Below are 25,808 nucleotides of genomic sequence, written 5' to 3' on the forward strand. Positions count from 1 at the left end.
ATGTTTAAACAAGCATTCAAAAGTATTGGGCATGCCTTCGATGGAATTGTAGATCTCATCAAGCAGGAAAATAATGCCAAAATCCACTTGATTTCAACGATTTTAGTCATTTTCGTGGGCATCAAACTCGACTTCATTGTCCTGGAATGGGTATGGATTAGCTTAGCGATTGCCGGGGTTTGGGTCATGGAATTGATCAATACGGCCTTAGAAAGATTAACAGATTTAGTGTCGCCGGGAGAAAATCCTTTGGCGAAAAAAATAAAAGATTACGCGGCAGGCGCCGTTTTGGTTATGGCTATTTGGGCTGTATTTATTTTCGCGCTGATTGCCGTTCCACACCTTTGGGTTTGGCTTACATTTTCCAGATAGTTTATGAAAGAATACGGATCAAGCGTACAGAAATTAGTGGATTACATCATGACGATCGAAGACCGTGAACAACGGACGAAATACGCGTTTATCATGGTGGAGCTGATGAAGCAAATTCACCCCAACATGAAGGATACGCAGCAAGATTACTCCAAGAAGCTGTGGGATGATTTGTATATCATGTCCAATTTCGCATTGGATGTACAAGGACCCTTCCCTCCTCCTTCGCCAGAATCAGTCGGCAAAGCGCCGCGTAAGGTAGCGTATAACCAGCACCATTTGAAGTTCAAACACTATGGCCGCAATGTGGAATTGTTAATTCTGCGCGCCATTGCTGAGGAAAAATTAGAAGACAAAAAGATTTTAGTGGCCTATATCGCACGTTTGATGAAAGGTTTCTATGTGACTTGGAATAAAGATTCAGTGGACGATTCGGTTATTTGGCAGAACATCAAAGACATGTCGGAAAACCTGTTAGGTACAATCGTAGACGAACTTTCGCAAGAAACCTTAGGTCATGCCAAAGTGGCAAATAATGCGCGCAATACTTATAACGCCCCGGAATATCCGAACAATAATAATAACAACAGGAACAATAACTTCCGAAAGAATAACAACTTCAGAAACAATAATAATAACCGAAATAATAACTTTCGTAAAAAATAAGTAAGCGCTATGGCATCATTTAAGGTAACCGGTGGCCGCCGGATGAAGGGGGAAATCACTCCGCAAGGAGCGAAGAACGAAGCATTGCAGATTTTGTGTGCCGTGGTATTAACAGCTGAGCCTGTCACTATCCACAACATTCCAAACATTCGCGACGTAAATCAATTAATTGATTTACTAGGCGATATGGGTGTGAGCATGCGTCGTTTGTCTGAATCTAGTATTGAATTCGATGCATCTCAAGTGAACATCGATTGTTTAGATTCCGAAAATTACAAGAAAAAAGCGGCTGGGTTACGTGGGTCAGTAATGCTATTGGGGCCAACCTTGGCTCGCTTCAAAAAAGGGCGTATTCCTTCCCCAGGTGGAGATAAAATTGGCCGGCGGCGTTTAGACACCCACTTTTTCGGCTTCATGAAATTAGGTGCCAAATTCAATTATAGCCCTGAAGATGGGGGTATTTACGAAGTAGATGCTTCCCAATTGCAAGGTGCGTACATGTTATTGGACGAAGCTTCGGTAACAGGAACCGCGAATATTTTGATGGCTGCCGTGTTAGCCAAAGGTAAAACAACGATCTACAACGCTGCTTGTGAGCCGTATTTACAGCAATTGAGCAAGATGTTGAACCGGATGGGTGCGAAAATCACTGGTATCGGTTCGAACATGTTGGTGATCGAAGGCGTAGACGTCCTTCACGGCACCGAGCACACGATGTTACCAGATATGATTGAGATCGGCTCGTTCATCGGCATGGCCGTGATGACGCAATCGGAAATCACGATCAAGAACTGCCAAATCCCAGAATTAGGTATCATTCCTGAGGTATTCAAGAAATTAGGTATCAAAATGGAATTCCGTGGCGATGATATTTTCATCCCATCACAGGAACATTACGAATTGGAAAACTTCATCGACGGATCGATGTTGACCATTTCCGATCATCCATGGCCAGGTTTCACGCCTGACTTGTTGTCCATCATTTTAGTGACAGCGATCCAAGCGAAAGGAACTGTCTTGATTCACCAAAAAATGTTTGAATCCCGTTTATTCTTCGTCGATCGTTTGATCGAGATGGGTGCGCAGATTATCCTGTGTGATCCACACCGCGCAACGGTCGTGGGCTTTGATCGCAAGCAAACCTTGAAAGGTATTCGCATGTCCTCTCCGGATATCCGTGCGGGCGTTTCGTTGTTAATTGCGGCGATGTCGGCAAACGGCACTTCCATCATTGACAACATCGAGCAGATTGACCGGGGTTACCAAAACATCGATACGCGCTTAAATGCGATCGGTGCGGAAATCGTCCGTATTTAACATGGCGTTTCAGGCGAAGATTAAGCAGACGATCAAATTGGCCACACCGATAGTCGTGGGCCAGCTCGGCGTTATGCTCATGGGTTTAGCCGATACGATTCAGGTAGGACGAATGTCGACCGGCGCTGCGGAAAGTCTTGGTGCTTCTGGCATGGCGGGTAGTATTTTTTTTACGATTGGGGTGGTTGGTTTAATCTGCATGCAGATTGTCGCGCCCATGATTTCCAAAGCGGAGGCGGAAGGTGATTTCACGGAATGTGGGAATTTATTACGCGCGAATATTCGGGTGGCTGTTTTCTTGGCGGTGATTACCATTTTGTTGATAGGCGTTGCCGGCATGAATTATGATTTGTTCCAACAGACGGCGGCCAATAAAGCCTTAACCCTTCCCTATTTAGCATTAATAGCCATTTCGGTCATTCCGATCTTTTTATTTTCGGCCTTAAAAAGCTTTACGGATGGTTTACAGAAAACCTCGGTGGCAATGTACATTACATTGGGAGCTCTGATTTTTAATGTCATCTTCAATCACATGTTCATTAATGGCCTCGGCCCAATTCCTGCGATGGGATTATTTGGGGCTGGGATCGCAACCTTGTTGGCCCGCATCTTAATGGTCGGTTCGCTAGCCATTTACGTATTCAAAATCGCTGATTTCAGCAAGTATCTGATGAAAAAGCACGTACCTGCTAAGGCCAATGTCCTAGAAAAAACGATCTTGAAAATCGGCATTCCATCCGGCATGCAGGGTTTCTTTGAGATTGCGACGTTTGGTATGGCGGTGGTGATGATGGGTTGGATTTCAGTCACGGCGCAGGCGGCACATATTGTGGCCATCAACATGGCCTCATTGACCTACATGATGGCCACCGGCATCGCGGCGGCGGGAGGAATTCTAGTGGGCGCGGACATCGGCGAGCGGAATCGTCCAGGCATTTTCACTTCGGGAAACGCGGCATTGGTACTATCCATTGTGTTTATGGGCGTATGCGCGTTGGTGTTTTTCTTTGGTAAAGATATTTTAGTACGTGGCTACACCCAAGAAGCTTCAGTAATCGCAATTGCGGTAACCCTTGTCGTTTGGGGCGCGATCTTTCAGTTATTTGATGGCATCCAAGCGGTTTCATTGGGTTTACTTCGTGGCCTTCAGGATGTCAACATCCCTACCGGAATCACCATTTTCTCCTATTGGGGAATCGGTATTCCACTCTCCTACTTCATCGGCATTTACCAAGGCGTAGGCGCCGTGGGCATCTGGATGGGCCTAACGGCTAGTTTGATTTGCTCCTCGGTCTTGCTTTCCTGGCGGTTTTATGCGCGAGCGAAAACGATCGATCTAGAGGCATTGACGGTGGATTAGACTGTAGAGGTAAGACGCTAGACGTTGGACCCTTGACGCTGGACGTCGGAAAATTCTAATCATAAAATTATAACCCCAGGTTTTAACCTGGGGAAACAAAAAAAGACGCGATTCCTAAGGTCTTTTTTACATATCGTCTAACGTCCAACGTCTAGAGTCTAGCTAGCGTCAGCTAGCTGTGAATCGACCTTTTCGCCGTTGCAGCCAAGCAAGCCTCTTTCAAAGCTTCCGTATACGTAGGATGCGCATGTGACATACGCGCTACATCTTCAGCCGAAGCGCGGTATTCCATAGCGACCACCGCTTCCGCGATGATGTCCGCCGCACGAGCGCCAATGATATGGACACCTAAAATTTCATCGGTTGTTGCATCCGCCAACACTTTCGCCAAACCATCCACATCTCCCGATGCAATCGATCGACCCAAAGCTTTGAATGGGAATGAACCTTCTTTGTAAGCGATACCTGCCGCTTTCAATTCTTGTTCCGTCTTGCCTACCGAAGCCACTTCTGGCCAAGTGTAAACAACGCCTGGAATTAAATTATAATTGATATGTGGCTTTTGGCCTGCAATAACTTCCGCTACTAAGGTTCCCTCTTCCTCTGCTTTGTGTGCAAGCATCGCTCCACGAACCACATCACCAATCGCATAGATACCCGGAACTGATGTTTGAAGCGTATGCTCATCTACCGCAATCCGACCACGCTCATCGGCCGTTAAACCCGCCGCAGCTAAGTTTAAACCATCCGTGTACGGTCGGCGACCGATACACACCAAGCAATAATCTCCTTTAATCTCGACTTCCTTACCCGACGCATCTTGTGCTTTCACCGTCACTTCTTTCCCCTTCACCGATGCACCCGTCACTTTGTGGGACAAGTAAAAATCAGCGCCTAATTTGGCAATCGACTTTTGCAATTCCTTGCCCATCGACTTGTCCATCGTGGCAATCATGCTATCCGCAAATTCCACAAAGGAAACTTTTGATCCTAAACGTGCGTAAACAGATCCTAATTCAGCGCCGATTACCCCTGCTCCGATCACGATTAAGTGCTTCGGAACTTCCTTCATTTTCAAGGCTTCGGTCGACGTGATAATACGCTCTTTGTCCACCGGAATGAACGGAAGGATCGTAGGCTTAGAACCTGTCGCTATCACAATATTCTTTCCAGCAATCACCTCCGAAGAACCATCTTCTTTGGTCACTTTAACCGTTTTTGCTGAATCAAATGATCCCAAACCATGGAAAGTCGTGATCTTATTTTTCTTCATCAAATACGCAATACCTGCATTCAAATTCGAAACCACACCCGCTTTGCGTTTGATCATTTGGTCCATATTGACCTTCGGTTTTGAAATATCAATTCCATGATCTTGGAAGGTATGCACCGCATTGTGGTAGTGCTCGGAGGAGTCCAACAATGCTTTCGAAGGAATACATCCTACGTTCAAACACGTTCCACCCATCACGGCATATTTCTCCACGATGGCCACTTTGAAACCCAATTGGGCCGAACGGATAGCCGAAACATATCCTCCAGGACCCGAACCAATTACGACAACATCAAATTCTTGCATAAGGCGATTGAAAGCGAATAGGCCCCGCAAGGCCTATTCTAGTCATTAAATATCTAATAATAAACGAGCTGGATCCTCTATTAGTTGCTTCAAGCGAACTAAGAAACTCACCGACTCCCGGCCATCGATGATGCGGTGATCATACGATAATGCTAAATACATAATTGGACGAACAACGATTTGACCGTCAACGACCACCGCGCGCTCTACGATATTGTGCATACCTAAAATCGCTACTTGTGGTGCATTGATGATTGGCGTGGAAAGCATCGAACCAAATACCCCACCATTCGTGATCGTAAATGTTCCGCCGCTCATTTCTTCCAAACTCAATTTATTCTCACGTGCTTTTCCGGCTAAACGAACCACTTCAGTTTCGATGCCCGCTAATGACAAGTTCTCTGCTGAACGAATCACCGGAACAACCAAACCTTTTGGTGCAGAAACCGCAATCGAAATATCGCAATAATCGTGGAACACGATTTCATCGCCATCGATCTTCGCATTTACCGAAGGGTATTCCTTCAAGGCCACGCAAACCGCTTTCGTAAAGAAAGACATAAAGCCTAAGCCCACGCCATGTTTCTCCTTGAATTTATCTTTGTATTTTCCACGTAAATCCATGATTGGCTTCATGTCCACCTCGTTGAAGGTTGTCAACATCGCCGTTTCATTTTTCACAGCCACCAAACGACGGGCCACTGTTTTACGCAATGAACTCATTTTCTCACGACGTGTTCCGCCTTGTGCTACGACTGGTGCAGAAGCCGATACCGGGGTAGCAGCAACTGGTTTCGAAGCTGCTACGGCATCTTCTTTGGTAATACGTCCACCCACACCTGAACCCGAAACCGATGCTGCCGCAATTCCTTTTTCATCTAATATTTTTGCTGCTGCTGGAGATGGATGACCTGCTGCATACGTTGCATCTGAAACAGCCGCTGCTGCTGGAGCCGCTGCCGCTGGAGCTGGTGCCGCCGCTGGTGCTGCTGCTACGGAACCACCTACGGTGATTTTGGCCAACAAGCCTCCAATCGGAACAACAGAACCTGGTTGGGCAATTACCTCTAAAATACCCGATGATTCAGCTGGTAATTCGAAGGTCGCTTTGTCCGACTCTAATTCACAAATTACTTCATCCAAGCTAACAACATCTCCTGTTTTCTTATTCCAAACCGAAACGGTTACTTCGGCAATCGACTCACCTACTGCGGGAACTTTAACTTCCAAAACGGTCGTAGGTCCTGCTGCCGGAGCCGGCGCTGCTGCTGGCGCTGGTACAGCTACTACTGCTGGAGCTGCGTCAGCTACGGTAACCGATGCTGTCGCACCGCCCGCCTCAATCGTGCAAATTACTGCACCGATCGGCAAAACATCGCCTTCTTTTGCCACAATGTGCAAAATACCTTCAGCCTCAGCTGGCAATTCAAACGTAGCTTTGTCCGACTCGAGTTCGCACAATACCTCATCCAATTTCACGTGATCGCCTTCTTTTTTGTTCCAAGTGGCAACCGTTACTTCCGTGATTGACTCGCCCACCGCGGGCACTTTCATTTCTATAGCCATAATATTCGATTATTCAAATGCTCTGTTTATCAATGCTGCCTGCTCCTCGCCATGCACCTTCAAGAATCCTGTCGCCGGTGAGGCCGATTTCTTACGTGCGACTAATTTGGCAAAACGTGCCCAACCAAACTCGCGGATCACATACGACCAATAGCCCATGTTTTCCGGTTCTTCTTGCACGTAGAAAATTTCAGCCGATTTATATTTTGCCAATTCCGCTTCCACTTGCTTCGTTGGGAATGGATGCAATTGCTCCAAACGGATAATCGCCACATCCTTACGCTTATCTTTTTCTTGACGATCCATCAAGTCAAAATATACTTTACCTGAGCAGATCAACACGCGTTTTACTTTCGCTTTATCTGCATAGTCATCCCCAATCACCTCTTGGAACGAACCTTTCGTAAAGGCTTCCAATTTCGAAACTACTTTCGGATGACGGAAAATTGACTTAGGCGACATCACCACGAGTGGCTTACGGAACTCCCAAGTTAATTGGCGGCGCAACGCATGGAAAATATTCGCCGGCGTTGTCAAATTCGCAATGACCATGTTATTCTCCGCGGCCAACTGCAAGAAACGCTCTGGACGGGCATTCGAGTGCTCCGGTCCTTGACCTTCATAGCCATGTGGCAACAACATAACCAACCCGTTTTGTGTCCCCCACTTTGATTCGTGTGAACATATAAATTGGTCAATCATCGTCTGCGCACCATTGGCGAAATCACCAAACTGCGCTTCCCAGATAACCAAGGCATTCGGATTCGCTAAGGCATAACCAAATTCATAGCCTAGAACGCCGTATTCCGACAATAATGAATTATAGATTTGTGCCTCCTCCTCTTGTTTATCTGAAATATGATTTAACGAACTGTAATTTTCATTGGTATTGGCATCGTGCAATACCGCATGGCGGTGCGAGAATGTACCACGTTGGACATCTTGTCCCGACAAACGTACCGCTTTGCCTTCGACTAATAAAGAACCATAGGCTAACAACTCAGCCGTAGCCCAGTTTAATTCGCCTTTTTCGAAGAATACCTTGCGGTCGGCAATTACTTTTTCAATTTGCTTCAAGGCAACAAAACCCTTTGGCAACGTCGTAATCGCTTTGGCTACTTGGTCTACTACTGCTTGAGAAATGGCCGTTTTAGGCGATTTTTCGAAGTCTTTTTCGGTTGAGTAGCGCAATGCCGACCACGCATTATCTAATTTCAAAGGAATGTATGGAGGGCGAACTTTTTGTTTGACCAAATCCAAGCGCGCTTGTAGTTCTGCCTTAAATGCAGCATCCATTTGCTCGGCTAATTTCGCCTCAATTTCACCCTGCTTGATTAATTTCTGAATGTAAATTTCGCGCGGATTTGGATGATTGGTGATATTGGCATACAACGTAGGCTGCGTGAAACGCGGCTCATCTGACTCATTATGACCATTCCGACGGTAACAAACCATATCCACAAATACATCCCGACCAAATTCCTGACGAAATTCTGCAGCGATACGCGACACGAAAACCACCGCTTCTGGATCATCTCCATTTACGTGAAATACCGGTGCATCGATAATCTTAGCGACATCCGTGCAATAAATCGAGGAACGCGCATCTTCAAAATCGGTGGTAAAACCTACTTGGTTATTAATCACAAAGTGGATTGTTCCACCGGTTGAATACCCTTTCAATTTCGCCATTTGCGTCACTTCGTACACGATACCTTGACCGGCAACCGCAGCATCTCCGTGAATCAAAATCGGCATTACTTTCGAATAATCGCCATTGTAATGGGCGTCAGCACTTGCCCGACAGAAACCTTCTACTAATGGATTTACCGCCTCAAGGTGGGATGGATTGGGTGCTAATTTCAATGAAATTTCGCTACCGTTTGGTGAAATATGCTTCGAAGAATAGCCTAAGTGATATTTTACGTCACCATCGCCATGAATTTCATTGGGCACATTTCCTTCGAAACCATCAAAAATTGATTCGTAGGATTTGTGCATGATGTTGGCCAACACGTTCAAACGACCGCGGTGCGCCATACCAATCATCGCTTCCTTCACGCCCAAATCCGCAGATTTGTTGATGATTGCATCCAAACCCGCAATGGTAGATTCACCACCTTCAAGTCCGAAGCGCTTTTGGCCTAAATATTTTGTACCAAGGAAATTCTCGAAAACGACTGCTTCGTTTAATTTCTCTAGGATATGTTTTTTCTTTTCAAGGGTTGGGTTGAAAGCCAAAGCTTCCTTTTCAATCTTATTGCGCAACCATTCCTTCGTATCCACCTCGCGGATGTATGAATATTCAAACCCGATGGTGCCTGCATAGATTTTATGTAAGGCGTCTTGAATTTGACGCAACGTAGATGGCCCGATTCCTAGGAAAGTACCTGCTTGGAAAACGGTATCTAAATCAGCATCTGACAGCGCATAATCGGTTAAAGCCAAACGAGGCTTGCGATCCACTCGCACGCGAACAGGATTTGTATTTGACAATAAATGTCCACGCGAGCGAAAAGCTTTGATTAATGAAATCACGGCCATTTCTTTGTGGACATGACCTGAATCTGCAGATGCAGCACCGAAAGGCGCACCTTCACCTAACCAGGTTTGTGAAAAATCGAATCCCTTGAAGAAATCTCTCCAAGAGTTGTCTACGGAATTAGGGTCTTGTTTGTAGTTTTCATACAGGTCGGCAATGACCTGTGTATCTGCATTCGCAACGTAGGAAAATGGATCCATAATGTAAAATTCTAGCCGGTGACTAGAAAAAGTTTCAAACGTTATTGATTTGGTTAAGCACGCGTGTTTATCTCTGAAAAAAATCCCCGCAATTTACTATACTCTTTTGTATTTATTTCTAAAAAATTGGGTTTTTTACCATATTAAGGCACGAATTTCTTTCGAAAAAACTCAATTATATCGTGATGAAAAAAAATCTTTATTTATTTCAATAATATCCTCTTAAAGTCAAAATAATTTCCTACTTCCTTAGGGCCTAAACTCGGCAATTTTTCCATTCCCGGTATCGATCTCATAGCGAAGAAAAATTTGATGAAATCCTGAGGCTACGCCTGAGGGAGTAGGTATGCTGACTGCCATTTGTTTTCCCAGGAGATCATACGCATAACCGACCCGAAAATTTCGTCCAAGTGCTACTTCTGCGCTGACTAATAGGGCTGCATCACCGAATTCGGATCCGGTTCCTTGATACCATAAGCCGGCGCCCACTTTCTCATGCCACCACACTGTTGCGTGCGCGTCTACTTTTGTTTCACCCGATGCGAATCGAATCACGGATCCGAATTTGGTGGTAAAAGAATCATCTAAATTCATGGTATAGGTAGCACGAACATAGGTGGGTGCCTCGCGGGTGGGTTTACTGACCCCTAAAATAAGTTGCTCGTGCGTATAAATTAATCCAAGTCCAAAGCTGCTTCGCAAAACAGCGGTACCGGTTTTATCTAAAATAGGATATTGATCTATCCCTACTTGTCCTCCGAAACGCAGAGTATTCCCCCTTCCCCAATCGAGAGCATACGATCCGACGGCCGATAAACCGAGGTTGGCCGCCAGTCTACCTTGTGGCAACAAATAGGATTGGTCGGTATTATAAGCCAAAAACCCAATCCCGCCTTTTCCTTGTGCGATGGGCATGTCGAAGCTAAAATATTGTTGGGATGATCCCCCGAAATTTTGTTGGAACAGTGGTTTTTTGCGATAAATACCGGTTATTGACGCCACACCCCGTAGGCCGGCTTCCGCAGGATTAATCCCCATGGGAATAAATGGATACACCATTCGCAGGGATTCTTGTTGGCCTAACGCCACCTGCACCATCAATACGAGGAAAATAATTTTTTTCATAAAATCTGACAATATGACATTTCCAATTGGCTTGGAATATCATTTGATAACTAGCAGTTCAAATTTATGATTTTTAATCTCAATTAAACATGAAAGAAACAGGTAACATCTCCATTCACACCGAGAATATTTTTCCAATCATCAAAAAATTTCTCTATTCGGACCACGAGATTTTCCTTCGTGAGTTGGTTTCCAACGCAGTAGACGCCACCCAAAAAATCAAACGCTTGAGTTCTATTGGTGAATTCAATGGTGATTTGGGTGAGTTAAAAGTTAAGGTAAGCTTCGACAAAGACAAGAAGACAATCACGATTTCAGATAATGGAATCGGTATGACGGCCGAAGAAATTAAAAAATACATCAATCAAATTGCGTTCTCTGGCGCCACAGAATTTGTGGAGAAATACAAGGACCAGGGCGATGACAAAGGAATCATCGGTCATTTTGGCTTAGGCTTTTATTCCGCATTTATGGTTTCAAAAGAAGTTGAAATCATATCAAAATCGTATCAAGATGGCGCCGAGGCGGCACGTTGGATTTGCGACGGTTCCACTGAATATTCCATCGCATCTGCGAAAAAGAAGACGCGCGGAACGGACATCATCTTGCACATTGCGGAAGATTCAGAGGAGTTTTTAGAGGAGTACCGATTGAAATCAATTTTAGATAAGTATGGTAAGTTTTTACCCATGCCGATTGAGTTTCAAGAGAAAATCATCAACAACCCAAGTCCGATTTGGACCAAATCCCCTGCTGATTTAACGGATGAAGATTACTTGCAATTCTATGACGAATTGTACCCAATGCAAGAAAAACCGTTGTTTTGGATTCACTTGAACGTTGATTATCCATTTAATTTAACGGGTATTTTGTATTTCCCGAAAGTGAAGAATGAGATGCAATTGCAGCGTGAGAAGATTCAGTTGTACAGTCGGCAAGTATTCATCACCGACGAAGTCAAAGACATCGTTCCTGAATTCTTAATGTTGTTGCACGGGGTCATCGATTCACCCGATATTCCTTTGAACGTATCGCGTTCATTCTTGCAGGCGGATTCGAATGTAAAGAAAATCAACTCGTACATCACAAAGAAAGTAGCCGATAAATTGGCCGAATTATTCAAGTCGGATCGTGCGGCGTTTGAGGAGAAATTTACCAACATTGGCCTATTCATCAAATACGGTATGATTTCCGACGAGAAATTCATGGAGAAAGCCAAAGATTTCTGTTTGGTGCAAGATATCGCTGGCAAGTATTTCACGCTAGATGAATATGCGGAGGAAGTTCAGGCGGCACAGACCGACAAAGACGGCAATAAAGTGTATTTATATACGACGGATGTTCAGCAACAAGATGCTTTTATTCAGTCCGCCACTCAAAAAGGCTATTCAATAATCCGTTTAGATTCGTTGATTGACAGCCATTTTATTCAAGGGATGGAAGCCAAATTGGAAAAAACACAGTGGAAACGTGTGGATGCGGATCGCATTGAAAAGTTGATCGACACTGGTATCAATCTGGAAGCAATTCTGAGTGATGCGCAAAAAGAATCCGTAAAAAAGGTTTTCGAAGAAACCTTAAATGACAAACAAAAAGTCGTGGCGGTGGAAGCGATGTCTCCAGACGAATTGCCCGCAATTGTAACGCAAAATGAATTCATGCGCCGCATGAGTGAAATGTCGAAGAATGGCGGTGGCGGTATGAGCATGTTTGGTGCGATGCCTACGACCTATAACATCACGGTCAATGCGAATCACCCCTTGATCAGCAAATTAGCTGAGCTTACTTCGGAGGAAGAGCAAAAAGCGTTAGCGAAGCAAATCTCGGATTTGGCGCTCTTGTCGCAGAATTTGTTGACAGGTGCTGATTTGACGGCGTTTATTAAACGAACCATTGCGAAGCAATAAATTAGACGCTGGACGTTAGACGTTAGACGCTAGACGTTGGACGTTGGGAATTAGACGCTGGACATTAGACGCTGGACGTCAGACATTGGACGTTAGAAAAATTGTCAGGTCTAATGTCCGACGTCTAATGTCTGAAGTCTAATAAAAAATCCCTGGCCGAAAGACCAGGGATTTTTTATTTACATACCCTTACGAACAATTAATTTCTTGGTGGCGACGGATCGACCATCGATCGTCAATTGGTACATATACATACCGTTATTAAAATCACGCATCGGAATTCGTGCGGAACGCTGATCACGTTCTAAGGTAATTTCTTTTATTTCTTGACCTAAAATGTTGTAGAAGGTAAGCTTAACATCTTGGACACCCGCGTTGATCTGAAAATCAATTTCCGCATAATCAACGGCCGGATTGGGATATAAATGAGAAACTTGAACACGATCATTGACAAATAAATAATTCTCACCTGACTTTGCTGCTTGCGCCTGTGCAGGCTTAGCTGCGATCAAAAGACCTAGCACCAATAACCCTAAAAGTAAAAAGCGTTTGTTCATCGTAGAATTTCTAAAACGAAAATAGGGATACTTTATTGCAATGCAAAAAAGGAAAAGGCTAAACAGGCCATTTACAGGATAAAAGGACAAATTTTAAGGTTTTTTAACAGTACGCACCCGGTCTAGGAGTATCGGCAAGGTGATAATTTCCTTTTCGCGCCAATTAAACCCATCTAAATATTCGAGTTCCTCTTTCCACTCTTTAGGAGGCGCAAATTTGGCTTCAGGCTTGGTAATAAAGGCAATACGCTTCACTTTATTATCATCGAAAAAAATGTTCATCCGGCTGCATTCAACGCGATTTAGTCCCGTAGTGACTTGTTTGTCGTCCATCACATAATAAACACTTTCTCCATTTCCATCCACTTGCACGCGCTTTAATTTAGAATCATCTGCAAAATGAACCCAGACTTTTCGGCCTTTAATTTGATTATAATGAGCAACAGAGTCTTTGGTAATAATAAATGAATGACCTCTTAAGCGCATCTCGCGCAGCTTTTGATTCATCATAAATAATGACATGGAATCCGCTTGCATCTGCGAGCCATTGGCCCAAAGAATCGGCTTTTGGTAAAAATGAATGGTCGAATCCTTCACATCATATCCGAGCGAATCACATTTACCCGAAAGGTCCGATTTATAAATCAGCACATTTTTATACGCAAATAGTTTCCGGATCGAATCTTTCTCAATACTGACGGACACCAAGGTATCCGCCGTCAAAAACAAGGTGTCATTCTCCAAAATATTCTTCATTAGCGCGTGGCCAAACACACGGGTCACACCCGACTTCCCCGCATAACGCCCATGATCCCCCGTCAAAATCACCTTTTCTTTTTGGCTCAAAAACTCCACATTTCCGCGTGCCACCCCAATCTGCGTGGGACTATCATAGAAAAGTGTATCAGCCGATAAAATATATTCGGCAGTACGCGCGGTAGACCGACCGGTAAAATTGGAGACTTTAGTTTGCATATTATAAAAGCCCGCGGTCGTCGTAACTGTATCTTTTTTGGTAATTATCTCTGTAGGACAAATAAAATAAGCCTCTTTGGACGCCGTATTATAGCGCAAAGAATCAGCCCGAACAAGCCCGCCTTCTTTGTCAACGACACGGACCTTTTCCTTAAATAAAAAGTTTTTCGTCACCGTATTGTAGAAGCCTTCGCGGCTTGTCAACGTAGATTTCTTGTCAATAATCTTCGCCCCCGTATGGTAAATGGCCATGCGCGAATTCATGTCATAATCCAGTTTGTTGGTCGTTAAAATTATGGTATGATCATCCAACTTCACGCGCCCAGTCATAAAGGCTTGTCGGCTATCGCCATTATAAATCGCCGTATCGCCAAGTATCGTCACCGTATCCGCTTGCACAATTTTAACGTGTCCATACGCCTCAACATTATTGGTTGTGCTATTTAAAACCGCTTGATCACAACTTAATAAGGTCGTTCCTTGACGCAATTGCACATGTCCAATCAACGTTTTGCGCATGATTAATTCTTGTTGGACCCCATTCAAACTATCCGCCCGAATGACTTCCAATTGACTTTGCGCCTGCAGGATTGCAGGGAACATCAACAAGAAAAGCAGGAATATTCGGTATCTTTGCCGCATAGTAAAGTTTGAACGCGCAATTTACCAATTTTATGCTGGAAGATTTCATCCAATTTATCCAAAAAGAGAATTTATTTAAACCGGAAGATAAAATCCTTGTGGCCGTAAGTGGCGGGATTGATTCGGTGGTTTTGGCTAAATTATTTGCCCAAGCCAAATTTAATTTTGGCATTGCTCACGTGAATTTCAGCTTGCGTGGCGAGGAGTCGATTGCGGATGAGGTGTTCGTCAAAAAGTTTGCCAAAACCCTGAAAGTCTCCTATCATTCCATCGTTTTTGATACAAAAGCCTTCGCAGAAAAAGAAAAGATTTCGACCCAAATGGCCGCGCGCTTATTGCGTTACAATTGGTTCGAAGAAATTAGACATCAAGAAGGATACGCATACATCGCTACGGCGCACCACCTGATGGATAGCGCGGAAACGGTACTCATAAACCTGACACGCGGCAGTGGATTAGCTGGTTTTCACGGCATACCTCTTAAAAATGGGCACGTGATTCGTCCTTTGGCCTTTGCTACACAAGAGCAAATTTTTGATTTGGTAGTTGCGAATCGGATGGCTTGGCGGGAAGATTCATCCAACGAATCCACGAAGTACCAACGCAATTTCATTCGCCACGAAATTGTTCCCAAGTTTCAGGAAATGAATCCATCATTCGATCGGACCTTGGCCCAAACGAGTGCGCGCATTCGAGCTGTCGAAGATTGGATTTCAGATGAATTTGACGCCTGGAAATCTACTAATTGTACCACAGATACTTCAAGTAATCAGTTCGTCAAATTAGCCGAATTAACGTCCAAGGAGAAAGTCATGCAACAACGCTGGTTGCAGGAATTACATTTTCATCCGGATCAAATCGAACAAATTATTCAGCACCCTGCCGACAAAGTAGGCAAGATTTTCGAATCACCTTTGTTTACCTTGAACATAGATCGGGCGCAATGGGTGATCAGTCCGAAAGATCAATCCGAGTTTAAGCCGATTCTTATTCAAGAAGAGGACGAAGATATTCAAGTAGGGAATAAAATGCTGCACATTTATGTGGAAGAAAAAACACCTGATTTCAAAGTGCCTACCGATCCGAATATTGCGTGTTTAGACGCAGATAGCCTTACTTTTCCGTTGGAGATTCGCAAAGCACAGGAAGGCGATTGGTTCTGCCCACTGGGTATGAATAGCAAAAAATTGATTTCAGATTTTTTAACGGACAAAAAGGTACCGGTGAATTTGAAAAAGACGACAAACTTATTGCTTAGTAAAGGTTCAGTTGCCTGGATAGTTGGGCAGCGAATTGACAACCGATTTAAAGTAAGTGAAAAGACCGAAACGGTCATAATTTTCGAAATCAAATAACTTATAACCACCTACCTTTGGCAAACCTTGGAGGATTGCCAAAGGTAAGGGGGAAAAAGATCTTTTGGGAGTAAAAAACTGATATTCTATCGAATCAGTTTCCGATACATTTCCGTGCGAATCGGATCCAATAAACTCAAATAAGCAAAGGCCTGCTGCCGTTCAGAAGGCGACGCCTCATCCATAATAGAAAAAATCTCATCCGATTTGGAATCGAAAAACACGCGGATGGACGCAGCACCCGGCCGAACTTGATTGATCTGACGAATCTGCGTCAGCAACTCCAATATCCCTTTCCGCGCATCATCGGGCTTATCCTTAAACGCATCTAAATGAATGCGATGGTACGTATAATAAACCTCACGCAACCCTTGCATTTGTTGGTTCAGCAAACCTTCCGCAATCGCAACCCGCGATCGTATGTCATTCATAGTTCCCCAGCCAGAACCTGAATTTTGGGCGAGGTTAGTTAAATTCGTCAACTTCTGAACAAAAAAATCACCGCCACGTAAACCCATCGAATCGTAATGATACGCTAGGGATAGGTTCGCGTAATAGGCCAACATCGAACTAAAATTATCCATATAACTATTATCGTTATAGGTGATTGGCGTTCCAGTCAGGTATTTGAAATTAAAATTCTTGTCGATGACATTTAAAATCACCGTCTCATACGAAGTGCCAAAAACAGGCCGCAAAACTTGCAAACGCGCATTGGCCTCAAAGTCTCCTTGTGAGCTGGCTTTCGTCAACAATAAATTAAGATTCACCTTAACTTTTTCCTCAGGAGAAAAAACGTCATTAGACCAACGTCTACTCGATAAAAATTCTTGGATGGTACGCTGCAACTCCGCATAAATCTGGGACGTGCCGCGTTGCTGGTCGAGCTGAATTTGCTCCGTGTTAATTGTCACAGAAACTTCAAGTTCTTGGGCACTTAGCACCCAAGAACCAAAGCATAAAATACTTACTAGAAAAGCGCGGAAAGATTTCATATTGAAATCAAACGAAGAAAAATTAGTTTCCGTCTGTAGATTCCTCGCGTGATCTGTAATCAATCTTGTCAGCCAAAAACTCATCAATCGCTAAAGCGCTTGGTTTAGGCATACGCTCATAATATTTTGAAATTTCGATCTGCTCACGGTTCTCAAAAATCTCTTCCAAGTTATCAACCGAAGAAGCAAACTCCGACAATTTGCCAGACAATTCCTCTTTCATTTTGCTTGAAATTTGACGCGCACGCTGGCCAATAATCGAAATTGACTCATACGTATTCCCCGTCTTAATAGCAATTTTATCTACATCACGCGTAATGATGGATGGATTTGTTTGGATCTTAGACATCTCGTTAATTTTAAATTAAGGTTGCAAAAATAAAGTATTTTTTCGAATAAAACTATTGTGGACTCGTCGTCACTTTCGACGTATTCGACTGCTTTTTCTCTTGCAAAGCTTTCTGCTCCGCCTCCAAAGCTGTCAAACGAGCCACTTCCTTCAAACTAGTCGTGTACATCTTTTCAGATAACTTCAAATAAGCACTACTAGGATATTTGTCAATTAATTCTAAATAGAATTTAATTGCATCTCCATAACGTTCCCGCTGCCTCGACTCAATCGTACTCTCCGCCAAATCAAATTGCGAAATGACCTTTAAATACGCGATTTCTTCACTGTAATCTGAATCCGGAAAATCACGTTGGAAATTCGTAATCTCAATCACCGAAGACTTCAACGACAAAATATTAAACGGCGATGTCTTATAGTACAATTTCGCCTTCTCATACGCTTTGCGCTCCAGCTTCTTACGCAAATCCTTAATCATCTGCGTACACTCATCCTTATACTTGGTCTCCGGATAATTATTTAAATAACCCTGCAACTCATTAATGGCTGCCAAAGTCCCCGTTTGGTCCAAATTGAAATTCGGAGAGTCTTTGTAGAGGGAAAATGCCGACATATATATCGCCTCCTCCGCAAATTCGCTACGAGAAAAAACTTCGGCAAATTTCTTAAAATGAGAATTTGCAACCGCGTAATTACTCAAATTAAAGTCACAATAAGCTTGATAAAATGTAGCCAATTCCTGCGTCGAATCCCCTTTTAATACAGGTAGAATCTCATCAAATAAAATTCCAGCCTTATCAAATTCCTTCTTCTTATAGTACTCCATCGCAGCCTTATACTTCACAGGAACACTGGCACTTTTTCTGAATTTCTCAAACTTACCGCATGAACTCAACCCGATCACTGCGATTAAAACAACCAATAAATAATTTTTTAACTTCATAAGCGCGCAAATATAAGGATTAATTACGACTAAATTGTAAATGATACAACGTCGAATATAAGCCTCCCTGATTCAATAACTCTTCATGATTTCCCCGTTCTTTAATTTCCCCTTTATCCATCACCAATATCTGATTCGAATTCCGAATCGTCGACAATCGATGTGCAATAACCACCGCTGTGCGCCCCTTCATCAAGGTCGCAATGGCTCGTTGGATCATCACCTCCGACTCCGAATCAACGGATGACGTCGCTTCATCCAACACAATAATCTTCGGATTGCGTACCATCGCTCGCACAAACGAAATCAATTGACGCTGCCCCACACTTAACGTTGCCCCACGCTCCATTACCTCATAGGCATAGCCACCAGGTAAACTCATGATAAAATCATGTACACCCACTGCCTTAGCCGCCTCTTCCATCTTTTCCTGCGTTATCCGCACATCACCCAAATGAATATTATAAGCAATCGATGAACTAAATAAAAATACATCCTGCAACACAACCGCAATATTCTCCCGCAAACTTTCAATCTCATAATCCGGTAAAGCAACCCCATCAATCTCAATGACGCCCTGTTGGCAATCATACATACGGGCCAACAACCCTATTATGGACGATTTTCCAGCGCCAGTAGCGCCCACAATCGCAATGGTTTTTCCAGCCGGAACAGTAAAATCAACGTGCTTAACAACCCATTCAGGCTCTTGGTACGCAAAACTTACCTCGGTAAATTTAATTTCACCACGTACTTCATCAGCCAATACAGACCCATTATTTTGGATGTAATCCGTCGAGTCCAACAAAGTCAAAATCCGCTCCGTTGACACAATCCCCATCTGAAGCGTATTAAACCGATCCGCTAGCATCCGAATCGGACGGAAAAATAAATTTATGAACATCACAAACGCCGTAAGCGTCCCTAAAGTTATCTCCTCACGTAAAATATACGTTGACGCCATCCAAACCACAAACCCTGAACCCACCGCCGAAATCACATCCGCCACGGGAAAATAAACCGAATAAGCCAAAATCCCCTTAATATTTGCATCGCGATGCGCTTGATTAATCACATTGAATTTAGCCAGCTCTCGCTTCTCCGCATGAAACAACTGCACAACCATCATCCCAGAAATATGCTCCTGTACAAAGGAATTCAAATTAGCAACCGCTAAACGAACCTCATTAAATGACTTTTTGATATACTCCTTAAAGACATACGTCGAGAAAAACATGAAGGGCAAGGTGGCTAAAATCACGCATGTCAACCGCCAATCTGTGTAAAACATGACCCCAATAATCAAAAATAATTGAAGCAAATCTCCAGCAATCGAAGCTAAACCCTCTGAAAACACATCGTTCAAAGTTTCTATGTCCGATACCGTACGAGTTACCAAACGACCAATCGGAGTGGCGTCAAAAAAAGCTAAACGCAAATGGACAATTTTAGCGTATAACTGAACACGGATATCACGAATGACCGTTTGGCCTAAAAAGCCCGCTAAATAACTCGTTGAAAATTGAAGGGAAGTTTGTACCAATAACACAAGAATCATCAGCATAAATTGCTGCAACAACTCCGCCATGTGCCCCAAACTCACATAGTTGTCTAATGTGAATCGAATCATCAACGGAATCACAGGCGAAACACAAGCTGTCCCTAAAATCAATAATACCAAAAACCAAAAACGTAATTTATACGGCTGGATAAAGCCATAGATCCTGCGAATGATATGCCAGTCAATAATCTTGCCAATCTCCTTTTCGTTCATTTAGTTTCAGTTGGCATCGCTGCACACGTCCCACAGCCTTTGGCACATTGACCAGCCGACTTACCCCAAAACTGTTGATAAACTAGTCGGCCTAAATACACCAAAGCTCCCAAAAAAATCAGCGCAATAATTACGGTTTCCATTTTGATTGTAGTATGCGTAAAAATTCATCAAAAATGGGCCCAGCCCCAATAATCTCCCCACTAAAAATCACCTCATCCCCACCCGAAAAATTCGTCACAGATCCACCCGCCTCTTCGATAATAATTTTTCCTGCCGCCACATCCCATGGTTTTAGATTTGCCTCAAAAAAGCCCTCAAAACGACCACATGCGGTGTACGCCAAGTCGATTGCCGCAGCACCCATCCGACGTAAACCATGACTTTTTTGCATAAGTTCCTTTAGCAAAGTTAAATATTGATCCTGATAAGAAAAATCATAATACGGAAAACCTGTTGCTAACAAGCTCCGACTTACCTGATTTTGATCTGAAACATGAATAGGTCGATCATTCAAAAAAGCCCCAATCCCCTTCGCAGCGTAAAATAATTCATCCCGATTAGGCTCATAAATCAACCCCAATATCGGCTGTTTCTGATAAATCAAACCCACCGAAACCGCATAAATAGGCAGTCGATGCAAGAAATTTGTCGTACCATCTAACGGATCAATCACCCAATAGTAGCCATCACCCACCTCACTATAATCTGAGGCCGACTCCTCTGCCACAAATCCAGCTTCCGGAAAAACCCTTCCCAAGCCCTCTTTTAGCCGTTTTTCAGCCGTCTGGTCCACATAGGAAACCAAATCGTTCGTTCCCTTATATTGAATATCCTCCTGCCCGATGTCATTCACCACCGACTGAATCCAGCGCCCCGTTTCCAAGACTACCGGCTTCGATAAGTTTAGCAAGTTGGCCAGATCCAACATATCTACTTAGGTTGCAAGGCCAACCAATCCGCAAGGATTTGTTGGGTTTCTTTTAGGTATGCATCTTTGGCATGTTTATCTGCCGCGTTCTCCTTCTTGTCTTTGTCGGCAGTCGACTCCTCCGCTCCACCCAGCGCATCCATCACCGCCTGAGACTCATCCGGTTTTTTCTTTTGCTCATCCAATTCCTTCTTCCGCTTTTCCATATTCAATGAAATGGAATTGGTCTCTTTGATTTTTTTCCAACGCTCAAAATCGGCCCGCAACTTGATCAAGTCCGGCTTCGTTTTTAACCGTGTCGCATATGCCGCTTGCATTTTACCTAATACAGTAGGCACAACATTGTTCGTAGGCTGATAGCTCGTTGATGCAATCATATCCCAAGGCAATGCACTTGGCTGGGAACTTTCGCCAAACTCCTCCGCAGAGAAAGCTGATGGTAACGCAAAATCCGGACTCACTCCTTTATGCTGCGTCGAACTACCATTTACACGGTAAAACTTCTCCAACGTTATTTTCAGTTGGCCCGCAGGCTCCTTCCCATCCCCTAAATAATTATCTAAGTCCACCACGGATTGAACCGTACCTTTTCCATAAGACTGTTCTCCCACAATAATTCCACGTTTGTAATCTTGTATGGCAGCGGCAAAAATCTCGGAGGCAGAAGCTGAAAAGCGATTAATCATGATAACTAATGGACCGGCATACACTTGTTCGATATCGCGATCTACTTCTTGCGAAATCTTACCGTCGGCCTGCTTGCGCTGAACAACTGGCCCTTTGGTAATAAATAAACCCGTCAAATCGACGGCTTCAATTAAGGAGCCACCCCCATTATTTCGCAAATCAATCACTACGCCGTCGACGCCCGATTGCTTAAAAGCCGTTAAAAACTTACGGACATCCGAGGTAGTTGAATTAAAATCAGCCTCACGCTTACGCGCTCCCTCGAAATCCCGGTAGAACATGGGAATGGTAATCAAACCAACCTTCACATTTTTATCTCCCTGTTTGAAATTCAATACCTCTTGTTTCGCTTTTTGCTCTTCAATTTTGATTTTCTCACGCACGATGCGTACCTCCGAAGTTGGGGAACCCGTTACTCCATTCGCTGCTAAAATTTTCAACCGCACAACGGTACCCTTGGTGCCACGAATTAACTTGACGGCATCGTCGGTAAACCAACCGATTACATCGACAAACGCGCCTTCATCACCTTGAGCTACACCTACAATGCGGTCTTTGGGATTGATTAATTTACTACGGAACGCTGGACCACCAGGTATTAAATCCTGAATCGTTACATAATCACCTTCTAGACGAAGTGTGGCTCCGATTCCCTCAAAACTTTGGGACATGTCCTTGTTAAATTCTTGCGCCGCTTTCGGAATCATATACGACGTGTGTGGGTCGATACTTTCCGTGTAGGCGTTCATAAATACTTGAAAAACATCTTCCGACCGGGTACGAGCCATGTATTTGGCAGAACGCGCATACCGCTCTTTCAATTCCCGGATGGCAGTTGTGTCTGCTTTGCCCCCAATTTTCCAGTCTAGCAATTGACGCTTTAAGTCTTTGCGCCAATAATTATTTAGCTCCTCAGCCGTTTCTGCCCATTGCGCTTTTTCACGATCAGGCTGATAAGTCTCATCCGAGGTAAATTCAACCGGTTGCTTCATTAGTTGGTCGATGTAAGCATAGCGCTCTAACATGCGCTTTTGATACCGATTGTACATCTGAAAAGCAGATGTCAAATCCCCCATATTCAATTGCTCATCGATTGTGAGCCTATATTTCTCCATTTCCGCGACATCAGCTGCTAAAAAGAAGACTTTATTAGGATCTAGGTTTTTGATATAGGCATCAAAAATCTTGGATGATAAGGAATCATTCACAGGAATCTTCCGATAATGGTAATTGCTTAAAATACCAAACACTAAACGCTCTACCTTCTTTTGCGTTTCCGTTGGCTGTAAATCACCTTGCTCATACGTTGCCTTTACCTGGGTATCCTGCGTTTTCCCGTGTAGGAAAACAACTACCAATAAAGACAAAGGAATTAAAATCGGAAGTATCCTTTTCATGTTATTCTTTTTCGATCGCTAATAGTTCCACATCAAAAATAAGGGCTGCATAAGGCTTGATCGTTTGACCACCTCCTCGAATGCCGTAAGCTAATTCTTGAGGAATGTATAATTTAAATTTAGACCCAACGGGCATTAATTGCAGCGCTTCAACCCAGCCAGGAATCACGCCTGACACAGGGAAAGAAATCGGTTCGCCGCGATTCACTGAAGAATCAAAAATTTCTCCATTGATTAATGTTCCATGATAATGTACTTTCACCTTATCAGCTGCAGAGGGCTTGGGACCATCCCCCATTTTAAGAACTTTATATTGTAAACCAGAAGCCGTCGTGATCACAGAATCTTTCAATTTATTCGCTGCCAAGAACTTCTCTCCTTCAACACGATTGGGCTCATATTGTTTTGCTTGCTCAGCCGCTTGGGCTTGTTGGTTCTTCATCATGAAATTATTCATGACACTCTGACATTCTTGCTCGCTGATTAATAGTTTCCCACCTGATGTCACAGAAGCAAAGCCTTTGGCAACCATTTCTGGATTCAACGTTACTTTTTGAGATTTAAAATTTTGAGCTACTAAAACACCTACGGCATAGGAAACCGAATCAATAGCGGAGTTAAATGGCTTAACCGGAACTTTCGTTACGGAAACGGTCAATTTAGGTTTGGTTTTAAGTGGAGCCTTAGGCTTGGTTTGTGCAAACGAAGAAAAAGTAAGTAAAGAGGCGGCTGTTAGGTATGCCAATGGTTTTAAAAAGTTCATAAAAATCTGATTTGATTCAAAAATAAAGTTCCTAAGATACACGAAAATTGCGGCTCGCTCAATAAAATTAACGGCATTTAACAGGCGTCATTTTTGCGCTAAAAAAACAATCTAAAAAAAGTCTTATAAATAGGCTGATTTTTTACCAAAGTTATGGGAATATTGAAATTTCCTAGCTAATTTTGCACTCGAAATTTTATAATAAAAAACATAAAACTTTAGTATGTCATCAGTAAGACCAGATGAGGTTTCGGCAATTTTAAGAGAGCAGTTATCTCAGGCGAAAACTCAAACAGAATTAGAAGAAATAGGCACTGTACTCCAAGTGGGTGATGGTGTGGCTCGTATTTATGGCCTTTCCAATGTACAAGCGGGTGAATTGATCGTTTTTGAAAACGGTTTAAAAGCTTTAGCCTTGAACTTAGAGGAGGACAATGTAGGAGCTGTACTTTTGGGCGATTCTAGCCAGATTAAAGAAGGTGATACGGTAAAGCGTACTAACTTAATTGCGTCTGTACAAGTAGGAGACGGAATTTTAGGTCGCGTTGTGAATACATTAGGTGAGCCTATCGATGGAAATGGTCCTATCACTGGAAAGTTATATGAGATGCCATTGGAGCGTAAAGCACCGGGTGTAATCTTCCGTCAACCGGTAACAGAACCATTACAATCAGGTATCAAGGCAATCGATGCGATGATTCCAGTAGGTCGTGGCCAGCGTGAGTTGGTAATCGGTGACCGTCAGACTGGTAAAACAGCTGTTTGTATCGATACGATCATCAATCAAAGAGAATTTTACGACAAAGGTGAGCCGGTATTTTGTATCTATGTAGCCATTGGTCAAAAAGCATCCACTGTTAAGCAAATCGAGCAAACGCTTCGTAAAGCTGGCGCGATGGATTATACAGTTATCGTTTCTGCATCTGCGGGTGATCCTGCACCGATGCAATTTTACGCACCATTTACAGGAGCTGCGATCGGAGAATTCTTCCGGGATACCGGTCGGCCTGCCTTAGTCGTTTACGATGATTTATCGAAGCAAGCGGTAGCGTACCGTGAAGTGTCTTTATTACTACGTCGTCCACCAGGACGTGAGGCATATCCAGGAGACGTTTTCTACTTACACTCCCGTTTATTGGAGCGTGCGGCGAAAATCAACAACTCGGATGAGATTGCGCGTAGCATGAATGATTTGCCTGATTCCATCAAAGGAATTGTTAAAGGTGGCGGTAGCTTAACGGCTCTTCCAATTATTGAAACACAGGCAGGTGACGTTTCGGCATATATTCCAACCAACGTAATTTCGATTACGGATGGCCAAATCTTCTTAGAAACTAACTTGTTTAATGCGGGTATTCGTCCAGCGATTAACGTAGGTATCTCGGTATCTCGTGTAGGTGGTAACGCGCAAATCAAGTCGATGAAGAAAGTAGCTGGTACATTGAAATTAGATCAAGCACAATTCCGTGAATTAGAAGCATTCTCGAAGTTTGGCTCCGATTTAGATGCATCTACAAAGTTAACGATTGACCGTGGTCGTCGTAACTTAGAAATGTTAAAGCAACCTCAATTTGCACCACAGCGTGTAGAAGAGCAGGTAGCTATGATTTATTTAGCAACTACAGGTAACTTGGATAACGTTCCGGTAGAAAAAGTTCGCGAATTCGAACAAGATTTCATTCAAGTATTGCGTGCGACGGAAAAAGCTACTTTAGAGGCTTTAGGTCAAGGAAAATACGATGATACCCTAACTGCTACATTGAAGCGTGTGGGTAATGAAGTTGCAGCTAAGTACAAAGCATAAAA

General features: G+C 43.5%; 21 protein-coding genes. 7 read left to right on the plus strand and 14 right to left on the minus strand.

Going from position 1 to position 25,808, the window contains the following annotated elements:
* The 4 genes from AC1W6K_RS01305 to AC1W6K_RS01320 are packed head-to-tail and all read left to right on the plus strand — an operon-like array spanning nt 1 to nt 3,715.
* Nucleotides 1–372 (plus strand): diacylglycerol kinase family protein, encoded by a 372-nt coding sequence (locus AC1W6K_RS01305; protein ID WP_481946150.1) that lies wholly within the window; start codon nt 1–3, stop codon nt 370–372.
* A 3-nt stretch (nt 373–375) separates the two neighbouring features.
* Nucleotides 376–1,038, plus strand: coding sequence for a DUF4290 domain-containing protein (locus AC1W6K_RS01310; RefSeq protein WP_481946151.1), 663 nt, complete (start codon nt 376–378; stop codon nt 1,036–1,038).
* A 9-nt stretch (nt 1,039–1,047) separates the two neighbouring features.
* Nucleotides 1,048–2,355, plus strand: a complete 1,308-nt coding sequence (gene murA / locus AC1W6K_RS01315; RefSeq protein ID WP_395786216.1) for a UDP-N-acetylglucosamine 1-carboxyvinyltransferase — start codon at nt 1,048–1,050, stop codon at nt 2,353–2,355.
* The gene (locus AC1W6K_RS01320) at nt 2,333–3,715 is read left to right on the plus strand and encodes an MATE family efflux transporter (protein WP_481946152.1); all 1,383 of its coding nucleotides are present in this window, start codon (nt 2,333–2,335) and stop codon (nt 3,713–3,715) included. The genes murA and AC1W6K_RS01320 overlap by 23 nt, the downstream gene beginning before the upstream one ends.
* A gap of 172 nt (nt 3,716–3,887) precedes the next feature.
* Here AC1W6K_RS01320 and lpdA read toward each other — a convergent pair whose 3' ends face one another.
* The 4 genes from lpdA to AC1W6K_RS01340 all read right to left on the minus strand — a co-directional run bounded on the left by lpdA (nt 3,888) and on the right by AC1W6K_RS01340 (nt 10,727).
* Nucleotides 3,888–5,294, minus strand: coding sequence for a dihydrolipoyl dehydrogenase (gene lpdA / locus AC1W6K_RS01325; protein ID WP_481946153.1), 1,407 nt, complete (start codon nt 5,292–5,294; stop codon nt 3,888–3,890).
* A 45-nt stretch (nt 5,295–5,339) separates the two neighbouring features.
* The gene (odhB, locus tag AC1W6K_RS01330) at nt 5,340–6,860 is read right to left on the minus strand and encodes a 2-oxoglutarate dehydrogenase complex dihydrolipoyllysine-residue succinyltransferase (protein WP_481946154.1); all 1,521 of its coding nucleotides are present in this window, start codon (nt 6,858–6,860) and stop codon (nt 5,340–5,342) included.
* Between the two features lie 9 nt (nt 6,861–6,869).
* Nucleotides 6,870–9,602: a 2-oxoglutarate dehydrogenase E1 component gene (locus AC1W6K_RS01335; protein WP_481719206.1), complete on the minus strand. Its 2,733-nt coding sequence runs from the start codon at nt 9,600–9,602 to the stop codon at nt 6,870–6,872.
* A gap of 249 nt (nt 9,603–9,851) precedes the next feature.
* Complete coding sequence (locus tag AC1W6K_RS01340; protein WP_481946155.1) at nt 9,852–10,727, minus strand: type IX secretion system membrane protein PorP/SprF; 876 nt, start codon at nt 10,725–10,727, stop codon at nt 9,852–9,854.
* Between the two features lie 89 nt (nt 10,728–10,816).
* On the opposite strand from AC1W6K_RS01340, the gene htpG reads away from it, so the two are divergent.
* On the plus strand, nt 10,817–12,634 hold the full coding sequence (gene htpG / locus AC1W6K_RS01345; protein WP_481946156.1) for a molecular chaperone HtpG: 1,818 nt from the start codon (nt 10,817–10,819) through the stop codon (nt 12,632–12,634).
* 179 nt (nt 12,635–12,813) lie between these two features.
* Here the strand turns inward: htpG and AC1W6K_RS01350 are convergent, their stop codons facing one another.
* Both AC1W6K_RS01350 and AC1W6K_RS01355 read right to left on the minus strand, forming a co-directional pair.
* The gene (locus AC1W6K_RS01350) at nt 12,814–13,191 is read right to left on the minus strand and encodes a T9SS type A sorting domain-containing protein (protein WP_481946157.1); all 378 of its coding nucleotides are present in this window, start codon (nt 13,189–13,191) and stop codon (nt 12,814–12,816) included.
* Nucleotides 13,192–13,284: 93 nt separating this feature from the next.
* Entirely contained in the window at nt 13,285–14,808 is a 1,524-nt protein-coding gene (locus AC1W6K_RS01355) for an OstA-like protein (protein ID WP_481946158.1), read from the minus strand.
* Between the two features lie 32 nt (nt 14,809–14,840).
* Here AC1W6K_RS01355 and tilS point away from each other — a divergent pair, with 32 nt between their 5' ends.
* Complete coding sequence (gene tilS, locus AC1W6K_RS01360) at nt 14,841–16,163, plus strand: tRNA lysidine(34) synthetase TilS (protein WP_481946159.1); 1,323 nt, start codon at nt 14,841–14,843, stop codon at nt 16,161–16,163.
* 86 nt (nt 16,164–16,249) lie between these two features.
* Here the strand turns inward: tilS and porD are convergent, their stop codons facing one another.
* The 8 genes from porD to bamJ form a co-directional block, all read right to left on the minus strand.
* The gene (gene porD, locus AC1W6K_RS01365; protein ID WP_481719200.1) at nt 16,250–17,158 is read right to left on the minus strand and encodes a type IX secretion system protein PorD; all 909 of its coding nucleotides are present in this window, start codon (nt 17,156–17,158) and stop codon (nt 16,250–16,252) included.
* Nucleotides 17,159–17,180: 22 nt separating this feature from the next.
* A complete protein-coding gene (locus tag AC1W6K_RS01370) occupies nt 17,181–17,498 on the minus strand; it encodes a DNA-directed RNA polymerase subunit omega (RefSeq protein ID WP_481719213.1) in 318 nt (105 codons plus the stop codon).
* A 61-nt stretch (nt 17,499–17,559) separates the two neighbouring features.
* Complete coding sequence (locus AC1W6K_RS01375) at nt 17,560–18,450, minus strand: outer membrane protein assembly factor BamD (RefSeq protein ID WP_481946160.1); 891 nt, start codon at nt 18,448–18,450, stop codon at nt 17,560–17,562.
* Nucleotides 18,451–18,469: 19 nt separating this feature from the next.
* Nucleotides 18,470–20,224 carry an ABC transporter ATP-binding protein gene (locus AC1W6K_RS01380; RefSeq protein ID WP_481946161.1) on the minus strand — a complete coding sequence of 585 codons (1,755 nt, stop codon included), beginning with the start codon at nt 20,222–20,224 and terminating at the stop codon, nt 18,470–18,472.
* Nucleotides 20,221–20,367 carry a FeoB-associated Cys-rich membrane protein gene (locus AC1W6K_RS01385; RefSeq protein ID WP_481719197.1) on the minus strand — a complete coding sequence of 49 codons (147 nt, stop codon included), beginning with the start codon at nt 20,365–20,367 and terminating at the stop codon, nt 20,221–20,223. The genes AC1W6K_RS01380 and AC1W6K_RS01385 overlap by 4 nt, the downstream gene beginning before the upstream one ends.
* The gene (locus AC1W6K_RS01390) at nt 20,355–21,155 is read right to left on the minus strand and encodes an inositol monophosphatase family protein (RefSeq protein ID WP_481946162.1); all 801 of its coding nucleotides are present in this window, start codon (nt 21,153–21,155) and stop codon (nt 20,355–20,357) included. The genes AC1W6K_RS01385 and AC1W6K_RS01390 overlap by 13 nt, the downstream gene beginning before the upstream one ends.
* A 2-nt stretch (nt 21,156–21,157) precedes the next feature.
* Nucleotides 21,158–23,239: a carboxy terminal-processing peptidase gene (locus AC1W6K_RS01395; protein ID WP_481946163.1), complete on the minus strand. Its 2,082-nt coding sequence runs from the start codon at nt 23,237–23,239 to the stop codon at nt 21,158–21,160.
* Nucleotide 23,240: 1 nt separating this feature from the next.
* The gene (bamJ, locus tag AC1W6K_RS01400; protein WP_395767277.1) at nt 23,241–24,002 is read right to left on the minus strand and encodes a BamJ family beta-barrel-assembly machinery protein; all 762 of its coding nucleotides are present in this window, start codon (nt 24,000–24,002) and stop codon (nt 23,241–23,243) included.
* A gap of 223 nt (nt 24,003–24,225) precedes the next feature.
* Here bamJ and atpA point away from each other — a divergent pair, with 223 nt between their 5' ends.
* A complete protein-coding gene (gene atpA / locus AC1W6K_RS01405; protein ID WP_481719194.1) occupies nt 24,226–25,806 on the plus strand; it encodes a F0F1 ATP synthase subunit alpha in 1,581 nt (526 codons plus the stop codon).
* Nucleotides 25,807–25,808 lie beyond the last annotated feature (2 nt).

This window comes from Aquirufa sp. (assembly GCF_964796385.1).

What these genes read in the sequence shown, in the direction of transcription:
- AC1W6K_RS01305 (WP_481946150.1), top strand. Translation starts at nt 1, where the DNA reads ATGTTTAAACAAGCATTCAAAAGTATTGGGCATGCCTTCGATGGAATT.
- AC1W6K_RS01310 (WP_481946151.1), top strand. Translation starts at nt 376, where the DNA reads ATGAAAGAATACGGATCAAGCGTACAGAAATTAGTGGATTACATCATG.
- murA (WP_395786216.1), top strand. Translation starts at nt 1,048, where the DNA reads ATGGCATCATTTAAGGTAACCGGTGGCCGCCGGATGAAGGGGGAAATC.
- lpdA (WP_481946153.1), bottom strand. Translation starts at nt 5,294, where the DNA reads ATGCAAGAATTTGATGTTGTCGTAATTGGTTCGGGTCCTGGAGGATAT.
- odhB (WP_481946154.1), bottom strand. Translation starts at nt 6,860, where the DNA reads ATGGCTATAGAAATGAAAGTGCCCGCGGTGGGCGAGTCAATCACGGAA.
- AC1W6K_RS01335 (WP_481719206.1), bottom strand. Translation starts at nt 9,602, where the DNA reads ATGGATCCATTTTCCTACGTTGCGAATGCAGATACACAGGTCATTGCC.
- AC1W6K_RS01340 (WP_481946155.1), bottom strand. Translation starts at nt 10,727, where the DNA reads ATGAAAAAAATTATTTTCCTCGTATTGATGGTGCAGGTGGCGTTAGGC.
- htpG (WP_481946156.1), top strand. Translation starts at nt 10,817, where the DNA reads ATGAAAGAAACAGGTAACATCTCCATTCACACCGAGAATATTTTTCCA.
- AC1W6K_RS01350 (WP_481946157.1), bottom strand. Translation starts at nt 13,191, where the DNA reads ATGAACAAACGCTTTTTACTTTTAGGGTTATTGGTGCTAGGTCTTTTG.
- AC1W6K_RS01355 (WP_481946158.1), bottom strand. Translation starts at nt 14,808, where the DNA reads ATGCGGCAAAGATACCGAATATTCCTGCTTTTCTTGTTGATGTTCCCT.
- tilS (WP_481946159.1), top strand. Translation starts at nt 14,841, where the DNA reads ATGCTGGAAGATTTCATCCAATTTATCCAAAAAGAGAATTTATTTAAA.
- porD (WP_481719200.1), bottom strand. Translation starts at nt 17,158, where the DNA reads ATGAAATCTTTCCGCGCTTTTCTAGTAAGTATTTTATGCTTTGGTTCT.
- AC1W6K_RS01375 (WP_481946160.1), bottom strand. Translation starts at nt 18,450, where the DNA reads ATGAAGTTAAAAAATTATTTATTGGTTGTTTTAATCGCAGTGATCGGG.
- AC1W6K_RS01380 (WP_481946161.1), bottom strand. Translation starts at nt 20,224, where the DNA reads ATGAACGAAAAGGAGATTGGCAAGATTATTGACTGGCATATCATTCGC.
- AC1W6K_RS01385 (WP_481719197.1), bottom strand. Translation starts at nt 20,367, where the DNA reads ATGGAAACCGTAATTATTGCGCTGATTTTTTTGGGAGCTTTGGTGTAT.
- AC1W6K_RS01390 (WP_481946162.1), bottom strand. Translation starts at nt 21,155, where the DNA reads ATGTTGGATCTGGCCAACTTGCTAAACTTATCGAAGCCGGTAGTCTTG.
- AC1W6K_RS01395 (WP_481946163.1), bottom strand. Translation starts at nt 23,239, where the DNA reads ATGAAAAGGATACTTCCGATTTTAATTCCTTTGTCTTTATTGGTAGTT.
- bamJ (WP_395767277.1), bottom strand. Translation starts at nt 24,002, where the DNA reads ATGAACTTTTTAAAACCATTGGCATACCTAACAGCCGCCTCTTTACTT.
- atpA (WP_481719194.1), top strand. Translation starts at nt 24,226, where the DNA reads ATGTCATCAGTAAGACCAGATGAGGTTTCGGCAATTTTAAGAGAGCAG.